This window comes from Rheinheimera sp. SA_1 (assembly GCF_001669775.1).
In the GTDB taxonomy this organism is placed as follows: domain Bacteria; phylum Pseudomonadota; class Gammaproteobacteria; order Enterobacterales; family Alteromonadaceae; genus Pararheinheimera.
Map to the genome: position 1 here is coordinate 1,038,925 of NZ_LXWK01000011.1, position 23,249 is coordinate 1,062,173.

23 protein-coding genes are annotated in these 23,249 nt (G+C 49.1%); 11 read left to right on the top strand and 12 right to left on the bottom strand.

The features are described 5' to 3' along the window. Window positions 1-216: 216 nt before the first annotated feature. Complete coding sequence (locus tag A5320_RS05310; RefSeq protein WP_157605647.1) at window positions 217-630, bottom strand: hypothetical protein; 414 nt, start codon at window positions 628-630, stop codon at window positions 217-219. Window positions 631-733: 103 nt separating this feature from the next. Then, on the bottom strand, window positions 734-1,198 hold the full coding sequence (locus A5320_RS05315) for a GNAT family N-acetyltransferase (protein WP_068061897.1): 465 nt from the start codon (window positions 1,196-1,198) through the stop codon (window positions 734-736). Window positions 1,199-1,432: 234 nt separating this feature from the next. Between A5320_RS05315 and A5320_RS21885 the strand changes: the two genes are divergently transcribed. Next, window positions 1,433-1,666 (top strand): phage integrase N-terminal SAM-like domain-containing protein, encoded by a 234-nt coding sequence (locus A5320_RS21885; protein ID WP_068061903.1) that lies wholly within the window; start codon window positions 1,433-1,435, stop codon window positions 1,664-1,666. 3 nt (window positions 1,667-1,669) lie between these two features. On the opposite strand, the gene A5320_RS05325 is transcribed toward A5320_RS21885, so the two are convergent. Then, entirely contained in the window at window positions 1,670-1,999 is a 330-nt protein-coding gene (locus tag A5320_RS05325; protein ID WP_068061909.1) for a hypothetical protein, read from the bottom strand. A 2-nt stretch (window positions 2,000-2,001) separates the two neighbouring features. Next, a complete protein-coding gene (locus tag A5320_RS05330; protein WP_068061911.1) occupies window positions 2,002-2,973 on the bottom strand; it encodes a LysR family transcriptional regulator in 972 nt (323 codons plus the stop codon). Window positions 2,974-3,167: 194 nt separating this feature from the next. Here A5320_RS05330 and A5320_RS05335 point away from each other — a divergent pair, with 194 nt between their 5' ends. Beyond that, window positions 3,168-3,989, top strand: a complete 822-nt coding sequence (locus A5320_RS05335; protein WP_082971546.1) for an SDR family NAD(P)-dependent oxidoreductase — start codon at window positions 3,168-3,170, stop codon at window positions 3,987-3,989. 255 nt (window positions 3,990-4,244) lie between these two features. Then, complete coding sequence (locus A5320_RS05340) at window positions 4,245-4,874, top strand: hypothetical protein (RefSeq protein ID WP_068061913.1); 630 nt, start codon at window positions 4,245-4,247, stop codon at window positions 4,872-4,874. A gap of 134 nt (window positions 4,875-5,008) precedes the next feature. Here A5320_RS05340 and A5320_RS21645 read toward each other — a convergent pair whose 3' ends face one another. The 3 genes from A5320_RS21645 to A5320_RS05350 all read right to left on the bottom strand — a co-directional run bounded on the left by A5320_RS21645 (window position 5,009) and on the right by A5320_RS05350 (window position 8,005). Further along, complete coding sequence (locus A5320_RS21645; protein ID WP_082971547.1) at window positions 5,009-5,230, bottom strand: type II toxin-antitoxin system RelE/ParE family toxin; 222 nt, start codon at window positions 5,228-5,230, stop codon at window positions 5,009-5,011. Between the two features lie 41 nt (window positions 5,231-5,271). Beyond that, window positions 5,272-5,541, bottom strand: coding sequence for a type II toxin-antitoxin system Phd/YefM family antitoxin (locus A5320_RS05345; RefSeq protein ID WP_068061916.1), 270 nt, complete (start codon window positions 5,539-5,541; stop codon window positions 5,272-5,274). Window positions 5,542-5,659: 118 nt separating this feature from the next. Then, window positions 5,660-8,005 (bottom strand): exonuclease domain-containing protein, encoded by a 2,346-nt coding sequence (locus tag A5320_RS05350; protein WP_068061917.1) that lies wholly within the window; start codon window positions 8,003-8,005, stop codon window positions 5,660-5,662. Window positions 8,006-8,226: 221 nt separating this feature from the next. Between A5320_RS05350 and A5320_RS05355 the strand changes: the two genes are divergently transcribed. Beyond that, entirely contained in the window at window positions 8,227-8,997 is a 771-nt protein-coding gene (locus tag A5320_RS05355; protein WP_068061918.1) for a tellurite resistance TerB family protein, read from the top strand. 228 nt (window positions 8,998-9,225) lie between these two features. Here the strand turns inward: A5320_RS05355 and A5320_RS05360 are convergent, their stop codons facing one another. Then, window positions 9,226-10,026 (bottom strand): hypothetical protein, encoded by an 801-nt coding sequence (locus tag A5320_RS05360; protein WP_068061921.1) that lies wholly within the window; start codon window positions 10,024-10,026, stop codon window positions 9,226-9,228. Then, a complete protein-coding gene (gene glpK / locus A5320_RS05365; RefSeq protein ID WP_068061924.1) occupies window positions 10,026-11,501 on the bottom strand; it encodes a glycerol kinase GlpK in 1,476 nt (491 codons plus the stop codon). The genes A5320_RS05360 and glpK overlap by 1 nt, the downstream gene beginning before the upstream one ends. A 441-nt stretch (window positions 11,502-11,942) precedes the next feature. Here glpK and A5320_RS05370 point away from each other — a divergent pair, with 441 nt between their 5' ends. Both A5320_RS05370 and A5320_RS05375 read left to right on the top strand, forming a co-directional pair. Beyond that, on the top strand, window positions 11,943-14,468 hold the full coding sequence (locus A5320_RS05370; RefSeq protein WP_068061926.1) for an ExeM/NucH family extracellular endonuclease: 2,526 nt from the start codon (window positions 11,943-11,945) through the stop codon (window positions 14,466-14,468). 99 nt (window positions 14,469-14,567) lie between these two features. Then, window positions 14,568-15,134 carry a cohesin domain-containing protein gene (locus tag A5320_RS05375; protein ID WP_068061928.1) on the top strand — a complete coding sequence of 189 codons (567 nt, stop codon included), beginning with the start codon at window positions 14,568-14,570 and terminating at the stop codon, window positions 15,132-15,134. 78 nt (window positions 15,135-15,212) lie between these two features. Here the strand turns inward: A5320_RS05375 and A5320_RS05380 are convergent, their stop codons facing one another. Beyond that, window positions 15,213-15,965 carry a type 1 glutamine amidotransferase domain-containing protein gene (locus A5320_RS05380; protein ID WP_197489987.1) on the bottom strand — a complete coding sequence of 251 codons (753 nt, stop codon included), beginning with the start codon at window positions 15,963-15,965 and terminating at the stop codon, window positions 15,213-15,215. 95 nt (window positions 15,966-16,060) lie between these two features. Between A5320_RS05380 and A5320_RS05385 the strand changes: the two genes are divergently transcribed. Then, window positions 16,061-16,972 carry a LysR family transcriptional regulator gene (locus A5320_RS05385; RefSeq protein ID WP_068061931.1) on the top strand — a complete coding sequence of 304 codons (912 nt, stop codon included), beginning with the start codon at window positions 16,061-16,063 and terminating at the stop codon, window positions 16,970-16,972. Between the two features lie 90 nt (window positions 16,973-17,062). Here the strand turns inward: A5320_RS05385 and A5320_RS21650 are convergent, their stop codons facing one another. After that, entirely contained in the window at window positions 17,063-17,299 is a 237-nt protein-coding gene (locus A5320_RS21650; protein WP_197489988.1) for a superinfection immunity protein, read from the bottom strand. Between the two features lie 318 nt (window positions 17,300-17,617). Here A5320_RS21650 and A5320_RS05395 point away from each other — a divergent pair, with 318 nt between their 5' ends. Genes A5320_RS05395 through A5320_RS05405 form a run of 3 tightly spaced genes read left to right on the top strand, consistent with a single transcriptional unit; the run spans window position 17,618 to window position 21,278 of the window. Beyond that, complete coding sequence (locus tag A5320_RS05395) at window positions 17,618-19,984, top strand: putative bifunctional diguanylate cyclase/phosphodiesterase (protein WP_068061936.1); 2,367 nt, start codon at window positions 17,618-17,620, stop codon at window positions 19,982-19,984. Continuing rightward, window positions 19,984-20,814, top strand: a complete 831-nt coding sequence (locus tag A5320_RS05400; protein WP_068061940.1) for a DUF3034 family protein — start codon at window positions 19,984-19,986, stop codon at window positions 20,812-20,814. Before A5320_RS05395 ends, A5320_RS05400 begins: the two co-directional genes overlap by 1 nt. Before the next feature lie 14 nt (window positions 20,815-20,828). After that, window positions 20,829-21,278 carry a group I truncated hemoglobin gene (locus tag A5320_RS05405; protein ID WP_068063013.1) on the top strand — a complete coding sequence of 150 codons (450 nt, stop codon included), beginning with the start codon at window positions 20,829-20,831 and terminating at the stop codon, window positions 21,276-21,278. Between the two features lie 94 nt (window positions 21,279-21,372). On the opposite strand, the gene A5320_RS05410 is transcribed toward A5320_RS05405, so the two are convergent. Then, entirely contained in the window at window positions 21,373-22,107 is a 735-nt protein-coding gene (locus A5320_RS05410; protein WP_068061942.1) for a hypothetical protein, read from the bottom strand. A 118-nt stretch (window positions 22,108-22,225) separates the two neighbouring features. Here A5320_RS05410 and A5320_RS05415 point away from each other — a divergent pair, with 118 nt between their 5' ends. Next, entirely contained in the window at window positions 22,226-23,176 is a 951-nt protein-coding gene (locus A5320_RS05415) for a D-2-hydroxyacid dehydrogenase (protein ID WP_068061943.1), read from the top strand. Window positions 23,177-23,249 lie beyond the last annotated feature (73 nt).

Sequence of the window (23,249 nt, forward strand, 5' to 3'; positions counted from 1 at the left end):
CAAACACATGGTGATTTGCTTTAAACAATAATGATCCAAAAAGCGTGACTGCACAGCTTACGATGGTGCATTTAAACAAAACTGTTAAATATCGCTCAATTGAAATCAAGTTGAATTCTCATGATGTTTAGACATAACACCAAGCGCACGGGCGGCGAACCGCTTGCGGTTTGGCGTCCCTGTGGCGCGCCTTGTTAGCAGACCGTGCAATAAAATTTATTTTACTACGCCCAATAAAGAAAATAATGTAAACGATAGAAATAAAACTATAAAAAACAATAACATGAACAGAATTGATTCACCAAAAACTCGCCAATTGGAGTGAAATTCAAAATCTTCGGACATTAAAATTTCTTCTTTTTTAAACTGAAAATTTTCCACAATCAACTTTGTGAAAATAGCCGTCAACATAGGTATTACATAATTCGGAAATTTTTCAGGGAGAAATGGGAGCAGAGATAATAGACATACAACAAATACGACCCCAAAGATGCAGGTTTTCCTTGATAACTCAAAATTTGCCATTGCATCAAAATTTTTTTTGATGAGCATCGTACTTGCTATTGGACCACCAAAAAATGCTGCTGAAGCAGCTTGCTGAGGGGTATAAACTTTTTTCTTCATATTCACATTAATATCCATATATTACACGCTAACGCCCGCCTAAACGGCGAGCAACTTGTTGCGAGTCCAGCGGCCACAGGCCGCGTTGTTTAAGGCACTTGTTAGCATTTTACACTGCACTGCTAAATGCAGAACGATACTTAACAAAGCCACGCTTGACCGCCCCTTTAAAACCCTGCTTTTCAAAAAATGCGTGCGAATCTAAACGCTGCGAAGAGCTAAGAAGCATGATCTTAGAGCAGTTTGTATTAACACAAAAAACCTCTATTGCCTGAAATAAAGCAGTGCCAACACCCAACCCGCGAGCAGCAACATCAACAATAACGTTTTCTACTACAGCAAACGGCTGTTTACGAAACATAACATCAGAGCACAGTGCTACTAATGCGCTACCAACAACATTACCTTGGTAATCGCAGACAAATAACTTTGAACGCGCATCTTCATAAAGTGCCTGTATTTGTTCTGGCTCTACATTTACCGCAGGGTTAATAACCAATTGGTTATACAGTTCAGACAATCTTAAAGCATCTTCAGGTTTTGCTTCACGAACTCTCAAACGAACACCTACCATCCTGAAATGCTAACAACTTATTAAAATGCAAAGAACCCGCAAGACGCCAGTTCTGCTGCATTCTTTCATGAATTTTACTCAAAAGAAGTTAACCTTTAACCCACATAAAATCAACCACTTCTACCCAAGTAAACCAAATCAGCCCAGCTCAACAACGGCGCAAAGCCCGCGAGACGGTGGCAAAAAAACTCAGTTAAACCACTGTGTATAACTACAGTTTTTTGCGAGTGTGTTATGGCCACTCCATTTTTAGATTTTGTTCGCGAGCGTATGGTGTTTCAGCGTTATGCCAAACGCACCATTGAAACTTATATGTACTGGATTAAGTTCTTTATTTTGTTTCATAAAAAACAGCATTCACCCGTCTATCAGGCAGCACCGGTGAAGCCAGATCCGCAATGTGACCGATACCGCAAAAATCTGCCACAGACTGTGGGCCATAAAACCATCGCTGTCGGTTGCAGATAAAGTTTATAAAAAGACCAGTGTGGAGTGCTGACCGTGACATAAACCAGCCAGGAAACCACAGCTAACCCAATAAAAAAGCAAATTAACGCGCGATTCCATTGTTGCCAAAGCGATGGCTTCAGGGCCAATTTCCAGCCCCAAACCAGATAAACCAGTCCGTTTTTTTGCAGCAAGCTGATGATCAAGAGCAATGCTGCGATCAGACTCCAACACATCAAGGGTTGATAGTTGGTATTGCTCATCAGATCCAAAACACCGCTGACTTGATGCAACAAAGTGATCAACATCACCGATATCACCATCGACAACAGAGTCCGCCAATAAAAAACCCACATCTATCCAGCTCCTTTGTTAGTTGTCAGCGGCGGCTCAGCCTGGGTCAGATAAACCTGCAACTCCTGCTCAAACCACTGCATAAACAGCCGCAATCTGGCGGGAACATGGCGTCGATGCGGGTATAACAGCGCGACCGGCATCGCGGGCGCGAGGTAATCGGGCAGAATTTGTTGCAGTTGGCCGCTTTCCAATAAATGCCGCACACCACCCAGCGGCGCCTGGACAATGCCAAGCCCGGCCAGACAAGCGGTAGAGTAAGCGTCGGTATTATTCACTGTGATTGCAGCGTGCATTTTGACCCGCTGCAGTTTATTTCCCGATATAAACTGGCCAGCTTCCAGATATTCAAAACAGCTGTCGCGGTTGCCAAAATGCGGCGCGTAGTGCACTAATTGATGGCGTCCGGCTGAACTTGCAAGTTCGTCTGGATGTGTTGGGATGCCGAATTTTTCCAGGTACGACGGACTGGCCAGATTCAGCAGCGGCATTGATGGCAACGCTCGCGCCACCAGACCCAAATCCTCCACTGCCCCCACCCGCACCACGCAGTCAACACCTTCAGCAATCAGGTCCATTTTGCGGTCGGTACAGCTGATTTCAAATTCGAGTTTTGGGTATAACGCCATAAATTCCGGCAACTTAGGGAACAACAACGCCCGCGCCATCACTGTGGGTAAATCAATCCGCAAGCGGCCGGACACTTCAGCGTTTTGCTGCTGAAACAAAGTTTCCACTTCATCAAATTCCGCCAATAAGTCTTTGCAGCGCTGATAAAACAACTGGCCATCCTGCGTCAGTTGTACCTTGCGGGTGGTGCGTTGCAGCAAGCGGCTGCCCAGATGATTTTCCAGTTGCTGTACCAAAGTCGACACATAGGTCTTTGATAAATCGAGTTCTACACTGGCGGCGGTGAAACTATGCAGTTCGGCCACCCGTACAAACACCTGCATCGCCTGAATTCGATCCTGCATCTGAATTTATCCTGTTTGTTCTGGCTACAAGGCTGTTCTAGCTATCTACCGGTTGCTGCCACGGGCTCTGACAACCTCATTGTCAGCTATTAGCAAACAGTCTATCCACTCTCCCGGCGTTTATCCAACTTCTGCTTGGCAATACACTGGCGCCAGTTCGAAATACAGCAGCCAAACAATCCCAGGAGAACATCATGTCGCACACTTCAACATTAGCAACAACCCAATCTGCAACAGCTCAACCTGCAACGCACAGCACAGCGCCAAAAATCGCCTTAATCACCGGTGCTAGCCGTGGCCTTGGTAAAAATATGGCGCTGCAGCTGGCCAACCAGGGCGTCGACCTTATTTTGACATACCAACATAACGCCGCCGATGCCCAGGCTGTGGTGGCTGAAGTGGCACAACTCGGCCGCAAAGCGGTGGCGCTGCCATTGGACGTCGGGCAAAGCCAGCAGTTCGGCGACTTTGCAGCTGCGGTACAGCAACAGTTACAGCAACATTGGCAGCGCAGTCAGTTTGATTTTCTGGTGAATAACGCCGGTATTGGCATTCATGTGCCAATGCTGGAGACGAGCATCGAACAGTTTGATTTACTGATGAATATTCACGTCAAAGGGCCGTTTTTCCTGACGCAGCAGTTACTGCCTTTACTGGTTGATGGCGGCCGTATTGTTAATGTTTCCACCGGCCTGACCCGCTTCGCCATTCCGGGCTACGGCGCTTACGCCACGATGAAAGGCGCGGTGGAAACCATGACCAAATACTGGGCGAAGGAGCTCGGCGAGCGCGGCATTCGTGTCAATGTGCTGGCCCCTGGTGCCATCGAAACCGACTTTGGCGGTGGCGCAGTGCGCGACAACGCTGGCATTAACCAGTTTATCGCCAGTCAAACCGCATTAGGCCGCGTTGGTCAGCCCGATGATATCGGCGGCGCTTTGGCGTTATTGCTCAGTGATCAGGCTGGTTGGATCAATGCCCAGCGGATTGAAGCTTCGGGTGGGATGTTTTTATAACGGAGAATGAGAACAAACATCTGACAATGGCAGTAAGTTACTGTTGTCAGATGTATAAAACAAACTCTCACAAATCCATAACTTATCACAACCGAACTGATGTATTTTATTTTCATTAGTCAATCATTGATAATGTGGTGATAATAATTTGATTAACTTTAAAATTATTATAATTTATTTTATTTTCAGATTTGAAAATGTATAAATGGTGGTCTAACTTGATTTTTGGAACGAAATCTAACAAAGGAAGTTACAATGACCACTGAACAAAACGCGACCAATCCAACAAACATTAAAGAGAATAGTGATGATACAACCGAATCTAAGTGGGTAATCAGAATTTTACTTGTAGTCGTGACTCTTGTTGTAGTAGGTATTTTGTTTGCTGTTCTTCGCCCCGACTTTCTTTTTCTGCTACAAAATACAGCTATTACACGCGGATTTATTACTTTTTTGGTTGCTTTTGTAACCGTATCTATCGCAATAATTTTGGCTGTTTGGGTGTTAATAACAAATTCAGATATTGAGGAATTAAAAGTAAAATTCTCAAGTGCCAAAGATATCTTAGCTACCTTAGTCGGCATACTTGGAACCATCCTTGGTTTTTATTTTGGGTCTTTAGATTCAACTGTTCCATCTAAAATCACCATGTCCGAAGTTCAGTTTATCAATCGTCAGGCAATTGTTTTTTCCTCCGGCGGCACTGCACCTTACCGTTACACCGTTACAATAGCTGGTGGAGTAACCAAAGCGGTCAGAATTTCAAATGATGGTTGGTTATTCGAAGCAGTCCCTTCAGAGATAAAACCTGGTTCAAGTATAAATATTGAAGTAGTGGACGCAAAGGATATTAAATCAGCCAAAAACGCAGTTACACTTCAGTAATAAGCGTATTTAGCTATATATTTTAGTCTGCGGGTATTTTTTTAATTTGTGAAGCTCAGAGTTTCAAACGGCAGCTCTGAGCTTACAAACCAGTCTTATGCACTCACCTCAAACTAAGTCAATATCAACAATCTTTAACTTCGCCACACCCGGATCAGTTGTACGGAGTCAACTTCACGCAAATAGACGATACGAAAAGGCGGATAGATAATTTCGCGAATTTGCGGCTGATTAAACTCCGGCACTATCCGGTCTGCATCCGGACCCGCAACGATTAAATCAGTCCGCTGAAAAATTTCCTGGAGTATTTTCTGCCCAATCTCAGCAATGCCTTGTTCCAGATAATATTGCTGGATCTGCTATCAATCAAAGCAGACTGTGCAATACTCAAGACCATTTAACTGTTCCCCAACAATTTTTTTGCCTCTGCGACAGTTACAGTATTGCCTTGCCGGATATCAGCCAATCCCTGTGCAATGGCATTTACAAACCGCAGCTCTTCTGCCAACTTTTCGTAATCGTCTAATCCTTGCACCACAGCGACTCCACGTCCCCGGCTGGTCAACAAGATTGGGCGATGCGTATCGTTGGTTCGATGCACGACCTTACCCGGATTCACTTTCAGATCGGATAATGGAATGACATCTTCAGAAAATTTTGTTTGCATCACAACCTTCTGCTATTTAACTATGCTGAACAGAACCATTATTTGCACCTGTCTACAGGTGCGGTCAAAGGTATCCATTGAAAGATTGTGCTGTAACAAAATAATCGCAGAAAAAAATTCAACGGTGAGCCTCTAAGACCTCATCTGCCATAGCTTCCGGCTCCACCACCCCCACCACAGTTTTCGCCTGAATAAGCTTTAAAAGTTCCACCGTTGCTCTGGCATCAGCGGCAGCGCGATGGTGGTTATGCAGTGGAATATCAAACTGTTGCGCCAGTTTGCCAAGGCTATAGCTGGCAAGCCCCGGGTAGGCACGGCGCATTTGTACCACGGTGCAAAACTTCGGTAATTGCAGCGGGTAACCACAACGGCCAAGTTCAGCGCGGACAAAACCATAGTCAAAATTCACGTTATGGGCGACAAAAATACTGTCGCCGATAAATTCAGTCAGCTTGGCGGCAATTTCGGAAAATAGCGGGGCTGATGCCACCATGTCGTTGGTGATGCCGGTTAACTTCTGGATAAAATAAGGAATGCGCCGCTGTGGGTTCACCAGGCTAGAAAACTCATCGATAATGTCGCCATATTGCACTTTATAAGCGGCAATGTCAGTGATGCGATCGTTCTCGGCTTTACCGCCGGTGGTTTCAACGTCAATGACCACATAAACCCGATCCGGGCTTTGCCACCATTGCACTTGCATGAGCGACACAGCAAAACCAAGTTCACGCAGGCTCATCAGCCGGGTCAGCTGGTTGCGCCTTAAACTGTCGCCAACCGCTTTGAGTTCCACCAGTTGAATTTCTGGCGTGCCAGCTGCACTTTCTCTGGCCAGCAATAAATCCGGAAAACCGCTGCTACAACGGCGAAAATCCTGCGTCATTTGCCGGATAATTTTTGCCAGCACCCCAGCTGGCGCACCATGCACCAATAATGGCAACATCGTCGCCAAATCTGGATGCCAGCTAAACACCGCATTGGCTTTTTGAAACTGCGCACTGTAGGTTTTCAGCAGTTGTTTGACGGCAACGGCCGGGTCAGCCAATAACGCCAGTTGCTGTTCAATCAAGGGTTGCTGGCGCCGATAAAACTCGCCGCTGGATAAATCCCGTGGCCTTCGTTCAAACTCGTTGTAAATGGCACTTTGCTCAGACTCAAACAGTGGCTGCCACAACAACAAGCCAAATAAACTCAACCACAATTCGTTTTCGGCATGAAACGCCTGATACCCCTGCTGCCGGTAAAAGTGTACTGCCCCCCGCTCGGTCTGGCCCAGATATAACTCGTCTAGCGTGATGGTCGCAGCGCTGCGCAAAAAGTCGGTCAGATCTGAGGTTGGTTTTTGCTGCAGCTTGCGACTGGCAAAATCGCGGGCGAACCACAGTTCATCGTCGCAGCTGGGGTTTTCTAACATTTGTTGAAGCTGCTGCTGCAGCGCTTCAGCCATTTGTGGGTCGCTGCGGTTGGCATAATACAATCGCAGCAAGCGCTCGGACGCCGGATAACTGGCACTTTGTTGGTAAAAACCGATGGCAAGTTGCGTCAATGCAGCGCGCTGACGATGAGCATCGTCAACTAAGGCAACATCGGCACTGGCGTGCGTGAGCAGCTTTTCTGTCAGCCGACCCAGCGCTGTGCATAAAGCTTCCCGTTGCAACCGCGTGCGCTCATCCAAAGGCTCAGGCCACTCCAGCATTTGCTGTTGCCATTGCCGCAATGCGGCTTCCTGAGCCAGTAGATCCAGACTTTTCCAGCCTTGCTGCAAACTTTGCAACTCTGGTTTTAACCGGGCATAAGCAAAAGCTGCCAATGCCTGATCGCGGTCGGTGTAACGCGCTTGAAATTCTTGTTTAAAACCACTACCCGGCAGAATGCCTAAATCGCGTAGCGTAAAAGCGGTCAGACTGGTTTCAAAACGGCCAAAATACAGAAAATACAAATACTGCAATTCGGTTTGCGCGCGCAGTGCGACCAGTTCGCCATGCTGCTCAGACCATAATTGGATCGAGGCTGGCGTAAGTAGCTGATGTTGTTCTATATACTGCTGGATCTGCGGTTTGGTACTGCTTTTTTTCAGCAGCGGTAGCGCCGGGTTTGCCGCGCCAGAAGCTAATTCCACCAACGCCAGCAGGTGTTCTTTATTGGCGCGTTGCAGCCAATCGGCGAGATCTTCATCGGACGAGGGTTTGTCCAGTAATCCGGCTTGCAATAGTTTCGCCACGGCAGCCGCCTGATCTGGTACTTCGACGTATTCGACATCTTTTAATGCAAACACCAGGCCTTTACGGTTTAACAACCGCACCCACTGCCGCTGGGCGGTTATTGGCAATTGCTGAAATGTTTCAATCAGTTGCAGATGTTGCGGCAACAATACGCTGTGATAACGACTATGCAGCACCGCCAGCAAGTCGCGAAAATGGGTCAGATAATAATCCGGTGGTAACTGCAGTTGTGGTGCGGCCATGGGCGGTTTTACAAAAAGCTGAGATCTTTTGAGTGTATCAAAGACTGTATATTTGTACAGACTAAAAGTATTGGCCGCCGTTCCCGCAGTCAAAAGTGTTACATTCAGATACAAAGCTTTGCCGGTTGCTGCAACTTACCGTCTTGCTGTGAGGTCAGAGACAGCGTTAAGCTTTCGTTATCGGACACAAAACTGTTCGCCACTGGATAAAAGGACAACGGATGAATACTAAAAGTTTACTCGACCAGTTATTACGTTCAGGCAGCGAAATGTTGCAAGGGAAATCTTCAGGCAATTCTGGTTTTGGCAATTCGGGCTATGGTCAATCGACTTCTGGCAACAGCAACTACGGCCAGCAAAAAAGCCAAAGCAGCGGCAGTCTCACCGACACGCTGTCATCGTTGTTATCTGGCAAAGGCGGCGCCGCATTGGCGGGTGGCGCTTTAGGTTTGTTACTTGGCAGCAAGTCCGGTCGTAAAATGGGTGGCACGGTACTCACTTACGGTGGTTTAGCCGCCCTTGGCGCTTTGGCGTTTAAGGCCTACCAAAATTATCAACAGCAGACGCCGAGCCAACATCAGCAGCCAAATCCGGTAAAACCTTTTGATCAGCTGTCTGCACCAAAAGCCGAAGTGCATTGCACGGTGATTCTGGTGGCGCTGATTGCTGCCGCCAAAGCCGATGGCCATATCGACGATCGCGAACGCGAGTTGATTGATGGCGAAGTGGCGAAATTAACTTCGGATCCATCGTTACAACAATGGGTTGATCGCGAGCTGAAAAAGCCACTCGATCCGGCCGAAGTGGCTTCGCACGCTAAAGATCAGGCGATGGCGGCAGAAATGTATCTCGCTAGTTTGCTGACGGTTGATGAGCAGAATTTTATGGAAAAATCCTATTTGCAGGAATTAGCACGCCAGCTCAAACTGGATCCGGCGTTACAGGAGCAGCTGGCATTGCAGGTGAAAGAAGCGGTGGCGGCAACGAGTTAAGGTTTGCTTTAACATTTTTTTGTTTAAAAATGCCGGATGACGACTAACGCCATCGGCTTGGTGGCGGACTAGCCTTCGGCCGAGTCCGCCTTACGCTTAAAATAAGCTTAAAACATTGATTTAAAGATAAAAACCGTAGGGCGCTACTCATCGCGTCAGCGATAGTACGCCATTGACGGCAATGGCGGATGTAGCCTGCGGTTTTCGAATAAATACCTTCTGCGTCATTTACCCCCGCAACAAAACTTCCTGCTCCAGGAAGTTTTTGGTCCTGGTAAATGCATCCACCAAGCCAAACAGCTGATGTTTCTCCGCCAGTTGCAAAGCTTTCACCAGTTGCTGCGGTTGTTTTGGCGGATGAATAAAACCTGCAAGCCAGGGCGTTAAATCCGGCGCGACCACCAGCTTTACTTTGTCACCCCATTTTTTCTGCAGTAAATCAAAGGTTTCCAGGCCAGCAGCGTCATAGTCAAAAGCACAATAAATGTCTTTGTACTGCGCCAGAAATGGCTGCAGTAACGCCGAACCAATGCGCGAGCCGGACGCCAGCGCTATATCGCTACCCGCCAGACTAAAATCCTGCACCAACATCTGCTGCGCCAGCATGGCGACTTCAGGATACCGGAAAAAATTCTCTTCGTTTTCAATCAGTAACAGGCACTTTTTCGGCTGAAAATTCTGCAGCAGCTGTACACTGCCATCAAACTTACTTTGCGCCAGCACTAAATCGGGTCGCGCATCCGTCAACCCCTGATGATACAACAGCAGATAACTGTGCGAGGTATTGGCGCGGTGCGAATCGCCCTGCAAACTGGCGATTTGCCGGCTAGCCGGTTCCAACGCGCTTTGCCACAGCTGCTCAAATAGTTCAGCATTAATAATACTGACCTGCCATTTTCCGGCGCCGACCACCCGCACTTTAAATAGCTCAGCCCGGCGCTGATAAAAACCCGGCGGCAGCAATTGCAGCATTTTGCTGTACTGCACCGCTTTACCGTCTTTAATTTGCTGCAGGTACTTTTTCAGCATCAGCTGAGCACCTTTTGCACTGCATGGCGCCAACCTTCCAGTAACAAAGCGCGTTCGGCTGCAGGCATTGCCGGAGAAAAACGGGTCACTTTACATTGCACTTGTGCGGTATCGGCCAGACTGCTGTACCAACCGGCTTGAACCCCCGCCAATAATGCCGCGCCAAAAGCCGAGGTTTCCGCCACGGCTGGCCTGAGCACCGTCAGGTTCAGCACATCGGCTAAGTGCTGACAGAACCAGTTGTTCGCCACCATGCCACCATCAATTTGCAGCTGACTGATACTGGCGCCATCCGCTTGCATCGCCTGCAGCAAATCGCTGGTTTGATAAACAACAGCTTCCAGCACAGCACGCGCCAGATGCGCTTTGCCGCTACCCAGGCTAAGGCCACTGAGACTGGCTTTAACATCGGATCGCCAATACGGCGCCGCGAGTCCGGTAAAAGCCGGCACTAAATACACACCACCGTTATCAGGCAGACTGGCGGCCAAGGCTTCTGTTTCGCTGGCGCAGACAATGATCCCAAGCTGGTCGCGCAGCCACTTCACCGCCGCGCCCGCAACAAAAATCGCCCCTTCCAGCGCATATTGGGTTTGCCCCTGCACTGTACTCGCCACAGTACATAGCAGCCGCTGCTCGGAAATCAGTGGCTGACAACCGGTATTTAACAGCGCAAAGCAGCCAGTGCCATAGGTACTTTTTAACGAACCGCTACTGACACAACCCTGGCCAATCGCCGCTGCCTGTTGATCGCCAATCAGCGCCAGAATTGGCAATTCAGCGCCAAACCACTTTTTATCACAACAACCAAAATCGTCGGCACTTTGTTTGACCTGTGGCAATATTTCCAAAGGAATATCAAACAGCTGCAGTAACTCCGTATCCCAGCTCAGGCTTTGAATATTGAGCAACATGGTGCGGCTGGCATTGCTGGTGTCGGTGGCATGTACCTTACCGCCCGTTAAACGCCACAGCAAAAAACAATCGATGGTGCCAAAAGCCAGTTGGTTGTCCGCCAGCGCTTGTTGCACCTGCTGCTCGTTTTCAAGCAACCAGCGAATTTTCGAAGCAGAAAAATACGGGTCCAGTTCCAGCCCGGTTTTTTGCCGCACCATTGGCGCATGCATTTGTAATCCCTGACAATAATCAGCAGTTCGCCGGTCTTGCCAGACAATAGCCGGAGCCAGTACCACGCCACTTTGTTTATGCCACAGCACGGTAGTTTCGCGCTGATTACTGATGCCAAGGCCTATCACCTCGAGTTGCAAGGCCGCCGCTTGTTGCAACACATCCCGGCACACCGCCAGCACCGACAACCAAATAAGTTCGGCATCCTGCTCCACCCAGCCCGATTGTGGAAAGTGGCAACTCAGCTCTTGTTGTGCTTGCGCCAACAGCTCGCCGTCACGGCTAAATAACATCGCCCGGCTGGACGAAGTGCCTTGATCAATGGCCAGGATCACCGGTTGTGGCATGGTTGCTCCGCAAGCAATATTGGCGGCGTCAAATGTTAACAAAACCGCCTGAAAAAACAGGTTTCAACCAGCTTAACGGCGAAGTGCTTGCCTGCCAACTGCCGTGACAAAGGTTGCTGAAAATTAATTCAAAAAAACTTAATTACTGATCCGTCCAGTAAATCAAAAGCTTAGCAAAAAAGTGTCAAGATATTTTACATAAATGAGATAACGTTTTGAAAAGCTTAATAACTCTATATTGAAATTGTCATAATTATTCTCTAATTTAGCCAAGCTGAACATCAACACAACAGTCGTGATCTGTGGTGTATGAGTCCGATAGCAAAGTCGGCACTCTTAAATATCCAACCAAAACGATCAACAACAGAATAAACAACAGAACTAACAAAAGAATCGACAAACATTTAACTAAACAATCAACTAAACAGCCATGGAAACCCTATGAAATTTAAACTGCTCCTGCTGCCAGCGCTTTTGGCGCCCGCACTTCAGGCTGAACCTTTTATTTCTGAATATGTAGAAGGTTCTTCAAACAATAAAGCGCTGGAAATTTACAACCCTGGTACTACACCGTTAAATCTGACCGGTTACAGCCTGAAAGTATTTTCAAACGGCGCGGTCACCGCCGGCAAAACCGTGAATTTATCCGGTGAAATTGCTGCAAAATCGGTATTGGTGTTGGTTGATACCGCCGCAGTGCAGGAATTAAAAGACAAACAAACTTCCGCCAGCTTAACGCTCGGCTCAGGCAATTTTAACGGTGATGACGCCATTGCGTTATACAACGGCAGCACCTTAATTGATGTAGTTGGTCAGATTGGTTTTGACCCTGGCACCACCTGGGGTAGCGGTGATGTGCAGACGCTGAATAAAACGCTGGTGCGTAAACCGACTGTAAATCAAGGTGATACCAATGGCAGCGATGCCTTTGATCCTGCAGCACAATGGCTGGGCTTTGCCGAAAACACCTACAGCAATTTAGGTGCACATAGTATGGAAGGCGACGGTGGCGGCACGGATCCAGATCCGGACCCAACGCCGGATCCTTTGATCGGCGCCTGCGGTGAAGCCGCAACCTTCATCAGCGCCATTCAGGGCAGCGGCACTGCATCAGCCGAAGTTGGCAAAATTCATATTATTGAAGGTATTGTCACTCAGCAACTGCAAACAGCCACCGGCTTTTATGTGCAGGAAGAAGCGGCAGATTCTGACAATAACCCAGCCACTTCCGAAGCAATCTTTATCTACAACAACGGCGTGACTGATTACCCGGCAGCGGGCAGCAAAGTCCGGATCATCGGTGTGGTTGAAGAATTCTTCACCAAAACGCAATTAAAACGCTCAGCAGCATTGCTGGATTGCGGCCCGGGTGAAGCAATTGCTCCGGTTGCACTTAGCCTGCCGTTCAGCAATCTGACTGGCCTGGAAGCGCTGGAAAGTATGCAAGTACAGATTAATCAGTCGCTGACAGTGTCTGATACCTTCAGCCTTGGCACCTATGGTGAACTGGGTCTGTCGTCGAAACGTCTGTACACCCCAACTAACCAGTTCCGTCCGGGCACAGCTGAAGCCATCGCACTGGCCGCGCAGAACAAGCTGGATAAAATCATTCTGGACGACCTGCAAAACGGCAAAAACCCGGCCAATATCACCTACCCGGCGCCAGGTTTAACCATGAACAATCCGGTCCGTCTGGGCGATACTTTCAGTAATCTGCAAGGTGTGCTGGATTTCAGCTTCAGCGCCTGGCGGTTATTGCCAGCCGTCACGCCAACTCATACTGCCAGCAATCTGCGACAGGACGCACCAGAGCTGAAACGTCAGGACAGTCTGACAGTTGCCAGCTTTAACGTACTGAATTATTTCAACGGTAACGGCGATGGCACGGGTTTCCCAACCTCACGTGGCGCCAACAGCACCGTGGAATTTGAACGTCAGGCTGACAAAATTGTCGCGGCTTTGGCGGCGATGGACGCAGACGTGGTAGGTCTGATGGAAATTGAAAACGACGGTTATGGTTCAGCCAGCGCAATCGTTGACTTAGTCAGCCGCCTGAACGCGGTGGCAGGTGCCGGCACTTATACTTTCGCCAGCGTGCCAGGCAGCACCGAACTTGGTACTGACGAAATTTCAGTAGGCCTGATTTACAAAGCAGCTTCGGTAGTGCCGGTGGGTAATGCAGTTACCACCAGCAGCGGTGTGTTTGGTTTTGGTAACCGTCAGCCACTGGTCCAAACCTTCAAAGAAGTGAAAACCAATGAAGTGTTCAGTGTGGCAGTCAACCACTTTAAATCAAAAGGCAGCTGCCCGGGTTCAACCAGCCCGGACCGCGACTTTAAAGATGGTCAAAGCTGCTGGAATGCGACCAGAGTACAGGCCGCAACACAGCTGATGGCATTCTTAAATACATCGCCTACCGGCAGCACCGATCCAGATGTACTGGTGATTGGTGACTTAAACGCTTACGCCAAAGAAGATCCAATTCATACCTTCGTCAGCGCCGGTTTTGTTAACCTGATTGAAAAGCATCAGGGTAACCGTGGTTATGGCTACAGCTTCAGCGGTGAAAGTGGTTATCTGGACCACGCCCTGGCCAGCAACAGCCTGTCGTCTCAGGTATCTTATGCCACTGAATGGCATATCAACTCTGATGAGCCGATTGTGTTTGACTACAACGTCGAAGACAAAACAGCACAGCAACAAGCCGATTTGTACCAGGACACGCCATTCCGTTCTTCTGACCATGATCCGGTGGTGGTTGAGCTGGCATTGAGCACTGCAAAACCTGCTGACCTTGATAAAGACGGTGACGTCGACAACAACGATATCAACTTGTTTAACCAGTTACTGCGCAGTGGCGCGGTGCTGAGTTTAAGCTACGACTTTAACAAAGATGGCAAAGTGAACAGTACTGATGCGCGGGCGATGGCGGCGTTATGTACTTACGCACGCTGCGCGATTAAATAAGCGGTCTGCTTAAAACAACATGCTGACCGCAGCCTGGTTCTGCGCTGCGGTCTTTAAAGCATAACAATTTGATTGAATGACTAATTTTGGATGTGAACAATGAAAAAATTCTTTGCGGTACTAGGTTTATTCTTCAGCCTGCAAACACAGGCTGCTTTAATCAGTGTTGAACTGGACAATACCAGCTATCAGAAAGGCGATACCATCAGCGCTAGTATCTGGATGAGCGATTTAAACACCGCGCTGGCCGGTTTTAATATCGATTTATGGTTTAAATCAACGGCTCTGACCTTTGACAGCATCACTTTTGGCAATTACCTGACAGTCTTTGCTGACACCGATAAATATTCAGCAGTCAGCGGCAATCTGCTAAATTTTTCTGAACTGAACTTTGACGCACTGGATTTTGAACTGGCTGAGTTACAAGCCACGCCAGACAACCGTTTCCAGCTGGCGACCATTACTTTTATCGCGAAAAAAGCCGGTGCTTTTGCCCTGAACTTCAACAAAGTTGAATTAAGCGATGGCTGGGGTTTTGAGATCCCGGCTGACGAAGTCCAAATCGGCAACACCAGCGGCGTGATTGAAGGTGTGGAAGAAGTTCCGGCACCGGCAACTTTGCTGTTGTTAGCACCAGCACTGCTGTGGTTAGCCCGCCGCCGCTGAGGTTACGCTGCTCAACCAACAAATAACAAAATGCCAGTCAAGATGATCGACTGGCATTTTTGTTTGTTTCGCAACAGCTTATTGTTGCAGCAGTTTCACTAACGCCTTACCCACATCCGCAGCCGATTGCGGGTTCTGGCCGGTGATCAGTCGCTGATCAACCACCACCTTTGACTGCCAACTTGCTGCTGCACTATAGCTGGCGCCCCGCAGTTTTAACTGATCTTCCAGCGAATACGGCATCACCTCACTTAACTTCACTTGCTGCTCTTCACTGTTGCTAAAACCGGTGACCTTTTTGCCGGCAATCAGATAACTGCCATCGGCCAGTTTGATGTTGATTAACGCCGCCGGGCCATGACAGACCGCCGCTACGATACCATTCTGCTGATATAAATCTGCCGCAAACTGCTGTAAGTGTTGATCTTGCGGGAAATCCCACATGGTGCCGTGGCCACCGGCAAACAATACCGCTTTATAATCAGCAGCTTTTTCGTTCGACAGTTTGCGGGTTTGCTTGAGTTTTACGCTGTGATTTTTGTCCGCCATAAACCATTGATTCACCGCATCAGGCTCGGCCAGGCTACGCGCGTCAACCGGTGCCTCGCCGCCCTGAATACTGGCAATCTGTACTTCAAAACCGGCGTCCAACAGCTCTTTATACGGATGCGTCACTTCCCCTAACCAATAACCGGTTTTTTCCGCGGTGTTGCCCATTTTGCTGTGGCTGGTCACCACGATGAGTACTTTCTCTGCGGCGAAAGCGAAAGTACTGCTGAGGATTAAGGCTGTCGCCAGCCCCAGTTTTACGACATAGGTTGAGAGTTTCATTGGTGTGCCCTTTTGTGCTGTGAATGATGGTGTTTATTCTGCGCCGGCATTAAACTCAAAAGAAATGAATTGTCTTCATATGACCAATCCAAATTATGAATATCAAAACCAAAGATCTGAATCTGTTGCTGTTGTTTAAGGTGTTGTTTGAGGAACTGAACGTCAGCAGTGCCGCCGTGCGGATGGACTTAAGCCAGCCAGCGCTGAGCCATAAGCTGAATAAACTGCGCCATGAATTTGCTGATCCACTGTTTGTCCGCGCCGCCAGGGGTTTAACAGCGACACCCAAGGCGATTGCGTTGGCGCCGGCAATTTTGCAGCTGGTGTCAGAGCTGGAAGGTTTTTATCAACAGCAGACGCAACCAGATTTTTTAGCCCAGACCGATCGGCTGGTGATTTACAGCACCGATTATATCGAATCTCTGCTGCTGCCGGATTTGCTGGCGCGGTTCAGCGAACAAGCACCAAATGTCCAGCTGGTCTTTCGGCACACCCAGGGCACTTTGCCGAAACAACAACTGGAACGGGGCGAATGTGATCTGGCAATTGCCGGCTTTTATCGTGATTTACCGGAAAGTTTTTATCAGCAGCAACTACTGGCGGAACAGTTTGTGGTGCTACTGCGTCAGCAACATCCGCTCTCGGATCAGATACTGACGCTTGAAAATTATTGCCAGGCCCGGCATATCGTCACCACTTTAACCGGCGATTTGCATGGCATTGTTGACCAAGCGCTCGCTTTAACCGGTCACAGTCGTTTGGTCTGCGCTGGTTTATCCGGTTTTTTATCGCCTGCTTACTTGCTTGAAAAAAATGATCTGCTGCTGACCTGCCTGAAATCGCTGGCCGAACTTTCCCGGTGCAGCCATCCGGAACTCATCATCAAAGATTGTCCGGTGCCGCTGCCCACAGTGCAAATCAGCCAGATCTGGCATTCCCGAACTCAGGACGATCCGTTACGACGCTGGTTACGACATCAGATCCAACAGTTGTTGGTAGCTAGCTAAGTAGATAGAAGCACCGTCAATGCCAGGGATCGAACGCAGGTGCCACTTTTGCAAAAAAGCTATGCCTGCAGCTGTAGAATACAGTACAGCTTATTCCCGTTTTCCGCTGATAAAGCACCAGATAAAGGCCAGCAGCCAACCTGTGCCCAACAGCAAACCGCCAACAAGATTCAGCAGAATAATTGATTTTTTATGCTGATGATTTTTGAACAATGCAATAACAGAGGGCAGAATGTAAATCATCAATGCCAACAATAGCCCGCTTAAACTGGTTCCACCAAATCCCATATTTTCATCCTTAAAATGGTTATTTCGAAGTTCAGGCAACTGCCGGAGCAGCAACACTGTCCCACATTTGTACTTGATGCCATGCTGAACCTCAAGACAATTCAACTTCCCTCTCTGTTCATAAACGGGTTGTTGTGACGGCCTGCGAGTTGAACTTCTGCACATCCCGGCTTAAGGTTAGTGGCAGGCGATTATTGACGAAAATACCCGCAACAAGGACTACTACAGGGTTTTTCATCGTTATCAACCGATTGAACTGTCGAAAAATCAGATGGATATGCAAATCCGTAACTTTTGTTATGTTTCGATTATGGTATGCTCAGGCTATTGCTGAGGACCGAAAATCACCGAGGTCTCATGTTCGATTCGTTACGCATCCGATTGATCTTATTGTTGTTAGGCTTGCTCAGCTTTATGGCGGTTGCCATTGGTTTTGCCACACTCAGCGCGATGAAACGAGACAGTTACGATCAGGCCCGGCAGTCGTTGTCGGTTGCCAGCAAAGTTTTCCAGCAAGCCCTCGCTAACCGCTCAGAACAGCTCAGTACTTCAGTACGAATCGTTGCCAGCGATTTTGGCTTTCGCCGCGCCGTAGCGACGTCCGAACAGGAAACCATCGCTTCTGTATTGGAGAATCATGGCGGCCGCATCCAGGCCAATGTCAGTGTGTTGTTATCCCCCAGCGGCGAATTACTTGCCAGCACGCAGCAACAAATCAGCCAGACGCAAATCACAATTTTATATAAAGAAATGAAACAAAGTGGCCGCGACAGTCTGGCCGATATTGTGCTGATCGGTGACGAAGCTTATCAATTGGTAATGATGCCGGTAAAAGCACCGCAACTGATCGCCTGGGTTGGCATGGGATTTTTGCTGGATCAAGATTTAGCCACCCAAATCAAAGGTGTGACCGATCTGGACATCAGCTTCAGCCGGGTGACGCCAGGCCAACAGCTGTTACTGGCCACTACATTGCAAAAACAGTTACCGGCAACCTTGTCGCTAAGCCCAAGTGATGGCGCTGGTGATAGCGATAGCCTGGTGTTTGATGATGTGATCCCCCCCTATTTAACCCATGCCGTGGCACTCGACAGCCAGCAACAGTTGTTTGCGTTTTTACATTTATCCACCGCCCGCTGGCGTGACAATTATCTGCAGGCGCGCAGTCAGCTGCTGTTGATTTTTGGCATTGGTTTATCGCTGGCCTTAGCACTGGCATACCTGGTGGCGCGCAGCATCACGCAGCCGCTACGGCAGCTCACTGATTTTGCACGGCAAATTGGTCAGGGGATCCGAGCAAACGCGCCCCTAATACATAAAGGTGAAGTGGGTTTGCTCAGTCAGACGCTGACCAAAATGCAACAGGATATTTTGCAGCGTGAACAACAAATCTTGTTCCAGTCGCAACATGATTCACTGACCGGCCTCGCCAACCGCAGTTTTGTCGAACAACAATTACCGACGCTGCTGCACCAGCCTGACTTACAGTTGTTGCTGATCAACATCAAAGACTTTAAGCATATTAACGACACCTTTGGTTATCAGAACGGCGATTTATTGCTGCAACAACTGGCGAGCCGGCTGAAATCAAGCCCACTGTTGAGCCCACTGCCGCCGTTATTACTGGCGCGGCTTGGCGGCGATGAGTTTTTACTGGTGTTACCACAACAGCCGCCCCAACAATTCCCGGCAACACCGCTAGCAAGCCTGCAATTTTCCCTCAGTCAGGAATTTAAACTGGGTGGCTCCAGTATGAATCTGACACTGGCGCTGGCACTTTATGTGCTGGAATCCACCGAGATCAGCGCCGACGATGCTCTGCGTCGTGCCGATATTGCGATGGTGCATGCCAAAGTGCGCCATGATCATCTGGCGGTGTACCAACCGGGTCAGGACGAAAGTCACCAGCGTGAACTGACTATTCTGCGCGACCTGCCGTTGTCTTTAAAAAGTGGCCAGATGTTTGTGGTGTATCAGCCAAAAGTCAGTCTTGGCCAACAGATTTGTCAGTCGTCCGAAGCACTGATCCGCTGGCAACACCCGGAACTTGGCTTTATTCCACCGGATGAGTTTATCCGGCTGGCCGAACATTCCGGCTTAATTGCGCTGGTGACTGACTGGATGATTGACCAGGTGATGGCGCAGCTGACGCGCTGGCAACAGCAGCAGATTAAAATGAAAGTCGCGATTAACTTATCCGCGCACGATTTACTCAATCCAGAGTTACCGGCGCAAATGGCCAACCGGTTACAGCATTTTCAGCTGTCGCCGTCGGCATTAGCTTTGGAAGTGACCGAAGGCGCGGTGATGCAGGACCCGGCACAAGTGATTAGTGTGCTGACCAAATTGCGGGCTATGGGCATCGAACTGGCAATTGACGATTTTGGCACTGGTCAATCTTCGTTGGCTTATCTGAAACAATTGCCGGTACACGAAGTGAAAATTGACCGCGCCTTTATCAAAGATATTGAGCATAATCAAAACGATGAACTTATAGTGCAAGCCACCACTCAGCTGGCACATGGCCTGGGTTTACTGGTGACGGCAGAGGGGCTGGAAAATGTAGCTGGCCTTGCCAAACTACAACAGCATGGCGTGGATACAGTACAGGGTTATTTTTTCTCGAAACCTCTGCCGGCAGCCGCCTTCGAACAATGGCTGCTGGCATTTGAACCCGCACGTGACCGCTGGTTCGGTCGCAGCGACAATACCGGGAGTCATTGATGAAATTACTGATGTGCGCTCTGCTTGGTGTACTACTGTCACAGCCGGCAGTTGCCGGTAGTAAAGTGATTGCGACCGGCGGTTCGACCTCGATTGAAGGTGCCGCTGGTGGCGGCATTGTGCCCTGGGCAGTCATTAACGGCTACGCCAGCAGCGGCCAGTGGTCGGTCAACAGTTTTACCAGCAGCGTCGGTGTTGACGACTTTACGCTGCAAAATTTCGGTATTGGCGCCAGTTACAACAATCAATGGGAAGTGTCACTAACCCGGCAAAAATTTCAGCTTGATACCATTGGCGGCGATTTGCAGCAGGATGTATTTGGCCTGAAATACCATATTGCCGGCGAATTGCTGTATACCAGTCTGCCGCAAATCAGTGTTGGACTGCAGTATAAAAAACACCGCAACTCCGGTTTACCACTGGCGGTTGGCGCACAAAAGGATTCCGGCACTGATATCTACCTGGCCGCCAGTAAAGTCTATTTTGGCGCGGTGGCGGGTCGTAACCTGCTGTTAAACGCGACTGTTCGCGCCACTAAAGCCAACCAAATTGGTTTGTTGGGTTTTGGCGGCGCCGACCACAATCACTACCAATATATGTTTGAAAGCTCAGCGGCAGTTTTGCTGCGCCCGGATCTGGCCGTCGGTATTGAATTCCGGCAAAAACCGAACAATCTGGCTTTTGCTGACGAAGAGCATTGGCGGGATATTTTTGTTGGCTGGTTTATCAATCAAAATTTCAGTGTGGTAGGCGGCTATGTCGATTTAGGCAGCATTGCTGGTCTGGCACAACAACAAGGCTATTATCTGGCGCTGGAGGCCACCTTTTAATGAAAGCAGCCCTAATGAAAGCAGCAACATATTCCGGCCTGTGGCTGAGCTTGTGTCTGGCGGTGTTTGGTGTGACTACGCTGAACGGTTGTAGCCAGACAGTTCCGAAAGATCATCTCTATCAACAGCTTGGTAGTACTGTAGGCATCGAAAAAGTCGTCGACGCTTTGTTGGTCGAAATTGAACATGACCCACAGATTGTCCACCATTTTCGCGACACTGATATTGCCAGATTTCGTAAGTTATTGATTGAACAGCTATGTGAACTTAGTGGTGGCCCATGTAAATATACCGGGGCCAGTATGCAGGAAAGTCACACCGGTTTTAAGATCACCCAGGCCGATTTTGACAATCTGGTACGGCATCTGATGAAAGCGATGACCGAACAAAACATCAGCATTGCCGCACAAAACCAACTGTTGGGACTGTTAGCACCAATGTATGGTGATGTGGTGTATCGTTAGTCCGGGGAAATTGGACACTGCGCCAAGGAAGGAAGCTTGACTGGACGACCTGGATTGAACTGACCGGTATTGGGGGAAAGTGCTGAACAACAGGTCATTTCACCTGTTCATAACGGGCGTGTTGATAACGTGCCTGGTTGCCATGTAATTCGGCCAGCCGGCCGCTCCGATACAACTGCGCCATGCCCAAATCATAAGCTCTGGCCAGTTGTCTGCCTTCAAAATCGTTCTGAAACAATGGGTAAAGCGGCTGCGCTGCTAAAATCTCCAGGCTATATAAAGGTAAAACCATCGGATCAGGCTGATGACTCTGATAGCTGATAAATGCCGCCAACCTTTGGTGTTGCAACAGCATAAACCCTTCTTCTTCGGTGGCTACTTCGTAGCGTTCGACCGGCACCGGTAAATACTGATCAAAGTCATAACCCAGCATCCAGCCCACCGGACGGCCTTGTAACTGAGCTAAGTTTTGTAGCGGCTGCAGGCTATATAACTGCACGCTTTGGTCATAATCAAGATGCCAGCGTGGGTATAATCGACTGGGATCTTCGTGGCGATAATCCGCCAGCAACACGTCAGCACGCTTGGCATAAAACATATGCTTTGCCCGCTTCCAGTTACTGAGCCGGAAATTCAATTTGACATCCTGCGTCGCCATCGCCTCGCGGAAAATCTGAAAATATAAACCAGAACCGTCAGCATGGGTCAACCCTTGCCACGGAGAGGCTGCGATGGTAATGGATTTCGCCATCACTGCAGGTAAAAACAACAGTAACAACAGGCCGCAGCAGTAACGGATTATGGCAAAATGTAACTTCAACACATGCATGCTCTGCCATCCAGCGCCATGAAACTTTGGGTCGATTGACCCACACCAACAATAATACTGCTTTATCAATAGGCGTTTCCTCTGGTAAAAGCAAGCTTGGAGTTAACAAGGAACCCTCATGAGTCAGTTGGTATTTTTAGATCAGGCAACTTTGCCGGACGTGGATTTAAGCCCTTTACAACAGCTGTCTCTACCCCTTCGCAGCTATCCACACACTGCGCCTGACGAAGTGCTGACACGATTGGCCGACGCCACTGTCGCTATCGTGAATAAAGTGGTGCTTAACGCCGCCACGCTGGCGCTATTACCAAATTTGAAACTGATTTGTGTCACGGCAACCGGCATCAACAATATTGATCTGGTGGCAGCTCAACGTGCCGGGATCACCGTCTGCAACGCCCGGGACTACGCTCAGCACACGGTACCGCAGCAAGCGATGGCGTTATTACTGGGATTGTTTAATCAAATTGCGCCTTATCACCAGGCGGTACAACAAGGCGCCTGGAGCCGGAGCAGCCAGTTTTGCTGGCTGGGATATCCCATCCGGCAACTGGCCGGATTGAATTTTAGCGTAGTCGGTTACGGCGGGCTGGGACAGGCGACAGCGCAACTGGCAGCAGCTTTCGGTATGAACATTCTGATCGCTGAGCGCCCGGGGAGTGCGATGATCCGGCCAGGACGACTAAGTTTTCGCGAGGCGTTACAGCAGGCAGATGTATTATCACTGCACTGCCCCGCTACTGCCGACAATCAACAGCTGCTCAATAGCGAAACCCTGAGCTGGTTGAAACCTTCGGCTGTAGTCCTGAATACCGCACGAGGCAGTCTGATTGACGCTAACGCATTGGCACAAGCGCTGAGAAACGGTCAATTGGCCGGCGCCGCACTGGATGTGTTAGACATCGAACCGCCGCCACCCGATCATCCGCTATTACAGCCAGACGTACCGAACATTCTGATCTCGCCTCATGTCGGCTGGGCCAGTCAGCAAGCGATGCAAGCGTTGGTCGAACAAACCGCTGATAACATCCGCAGCTTTTTTACCGGGACACCCAAACGTTGTTGCTGAAGGGTTTTGCAGTTAAGTTCCGTTTTTGTGGTCAATAGTGTTTGGCTGGCTCACTGCCGCCAGAGTACACTAG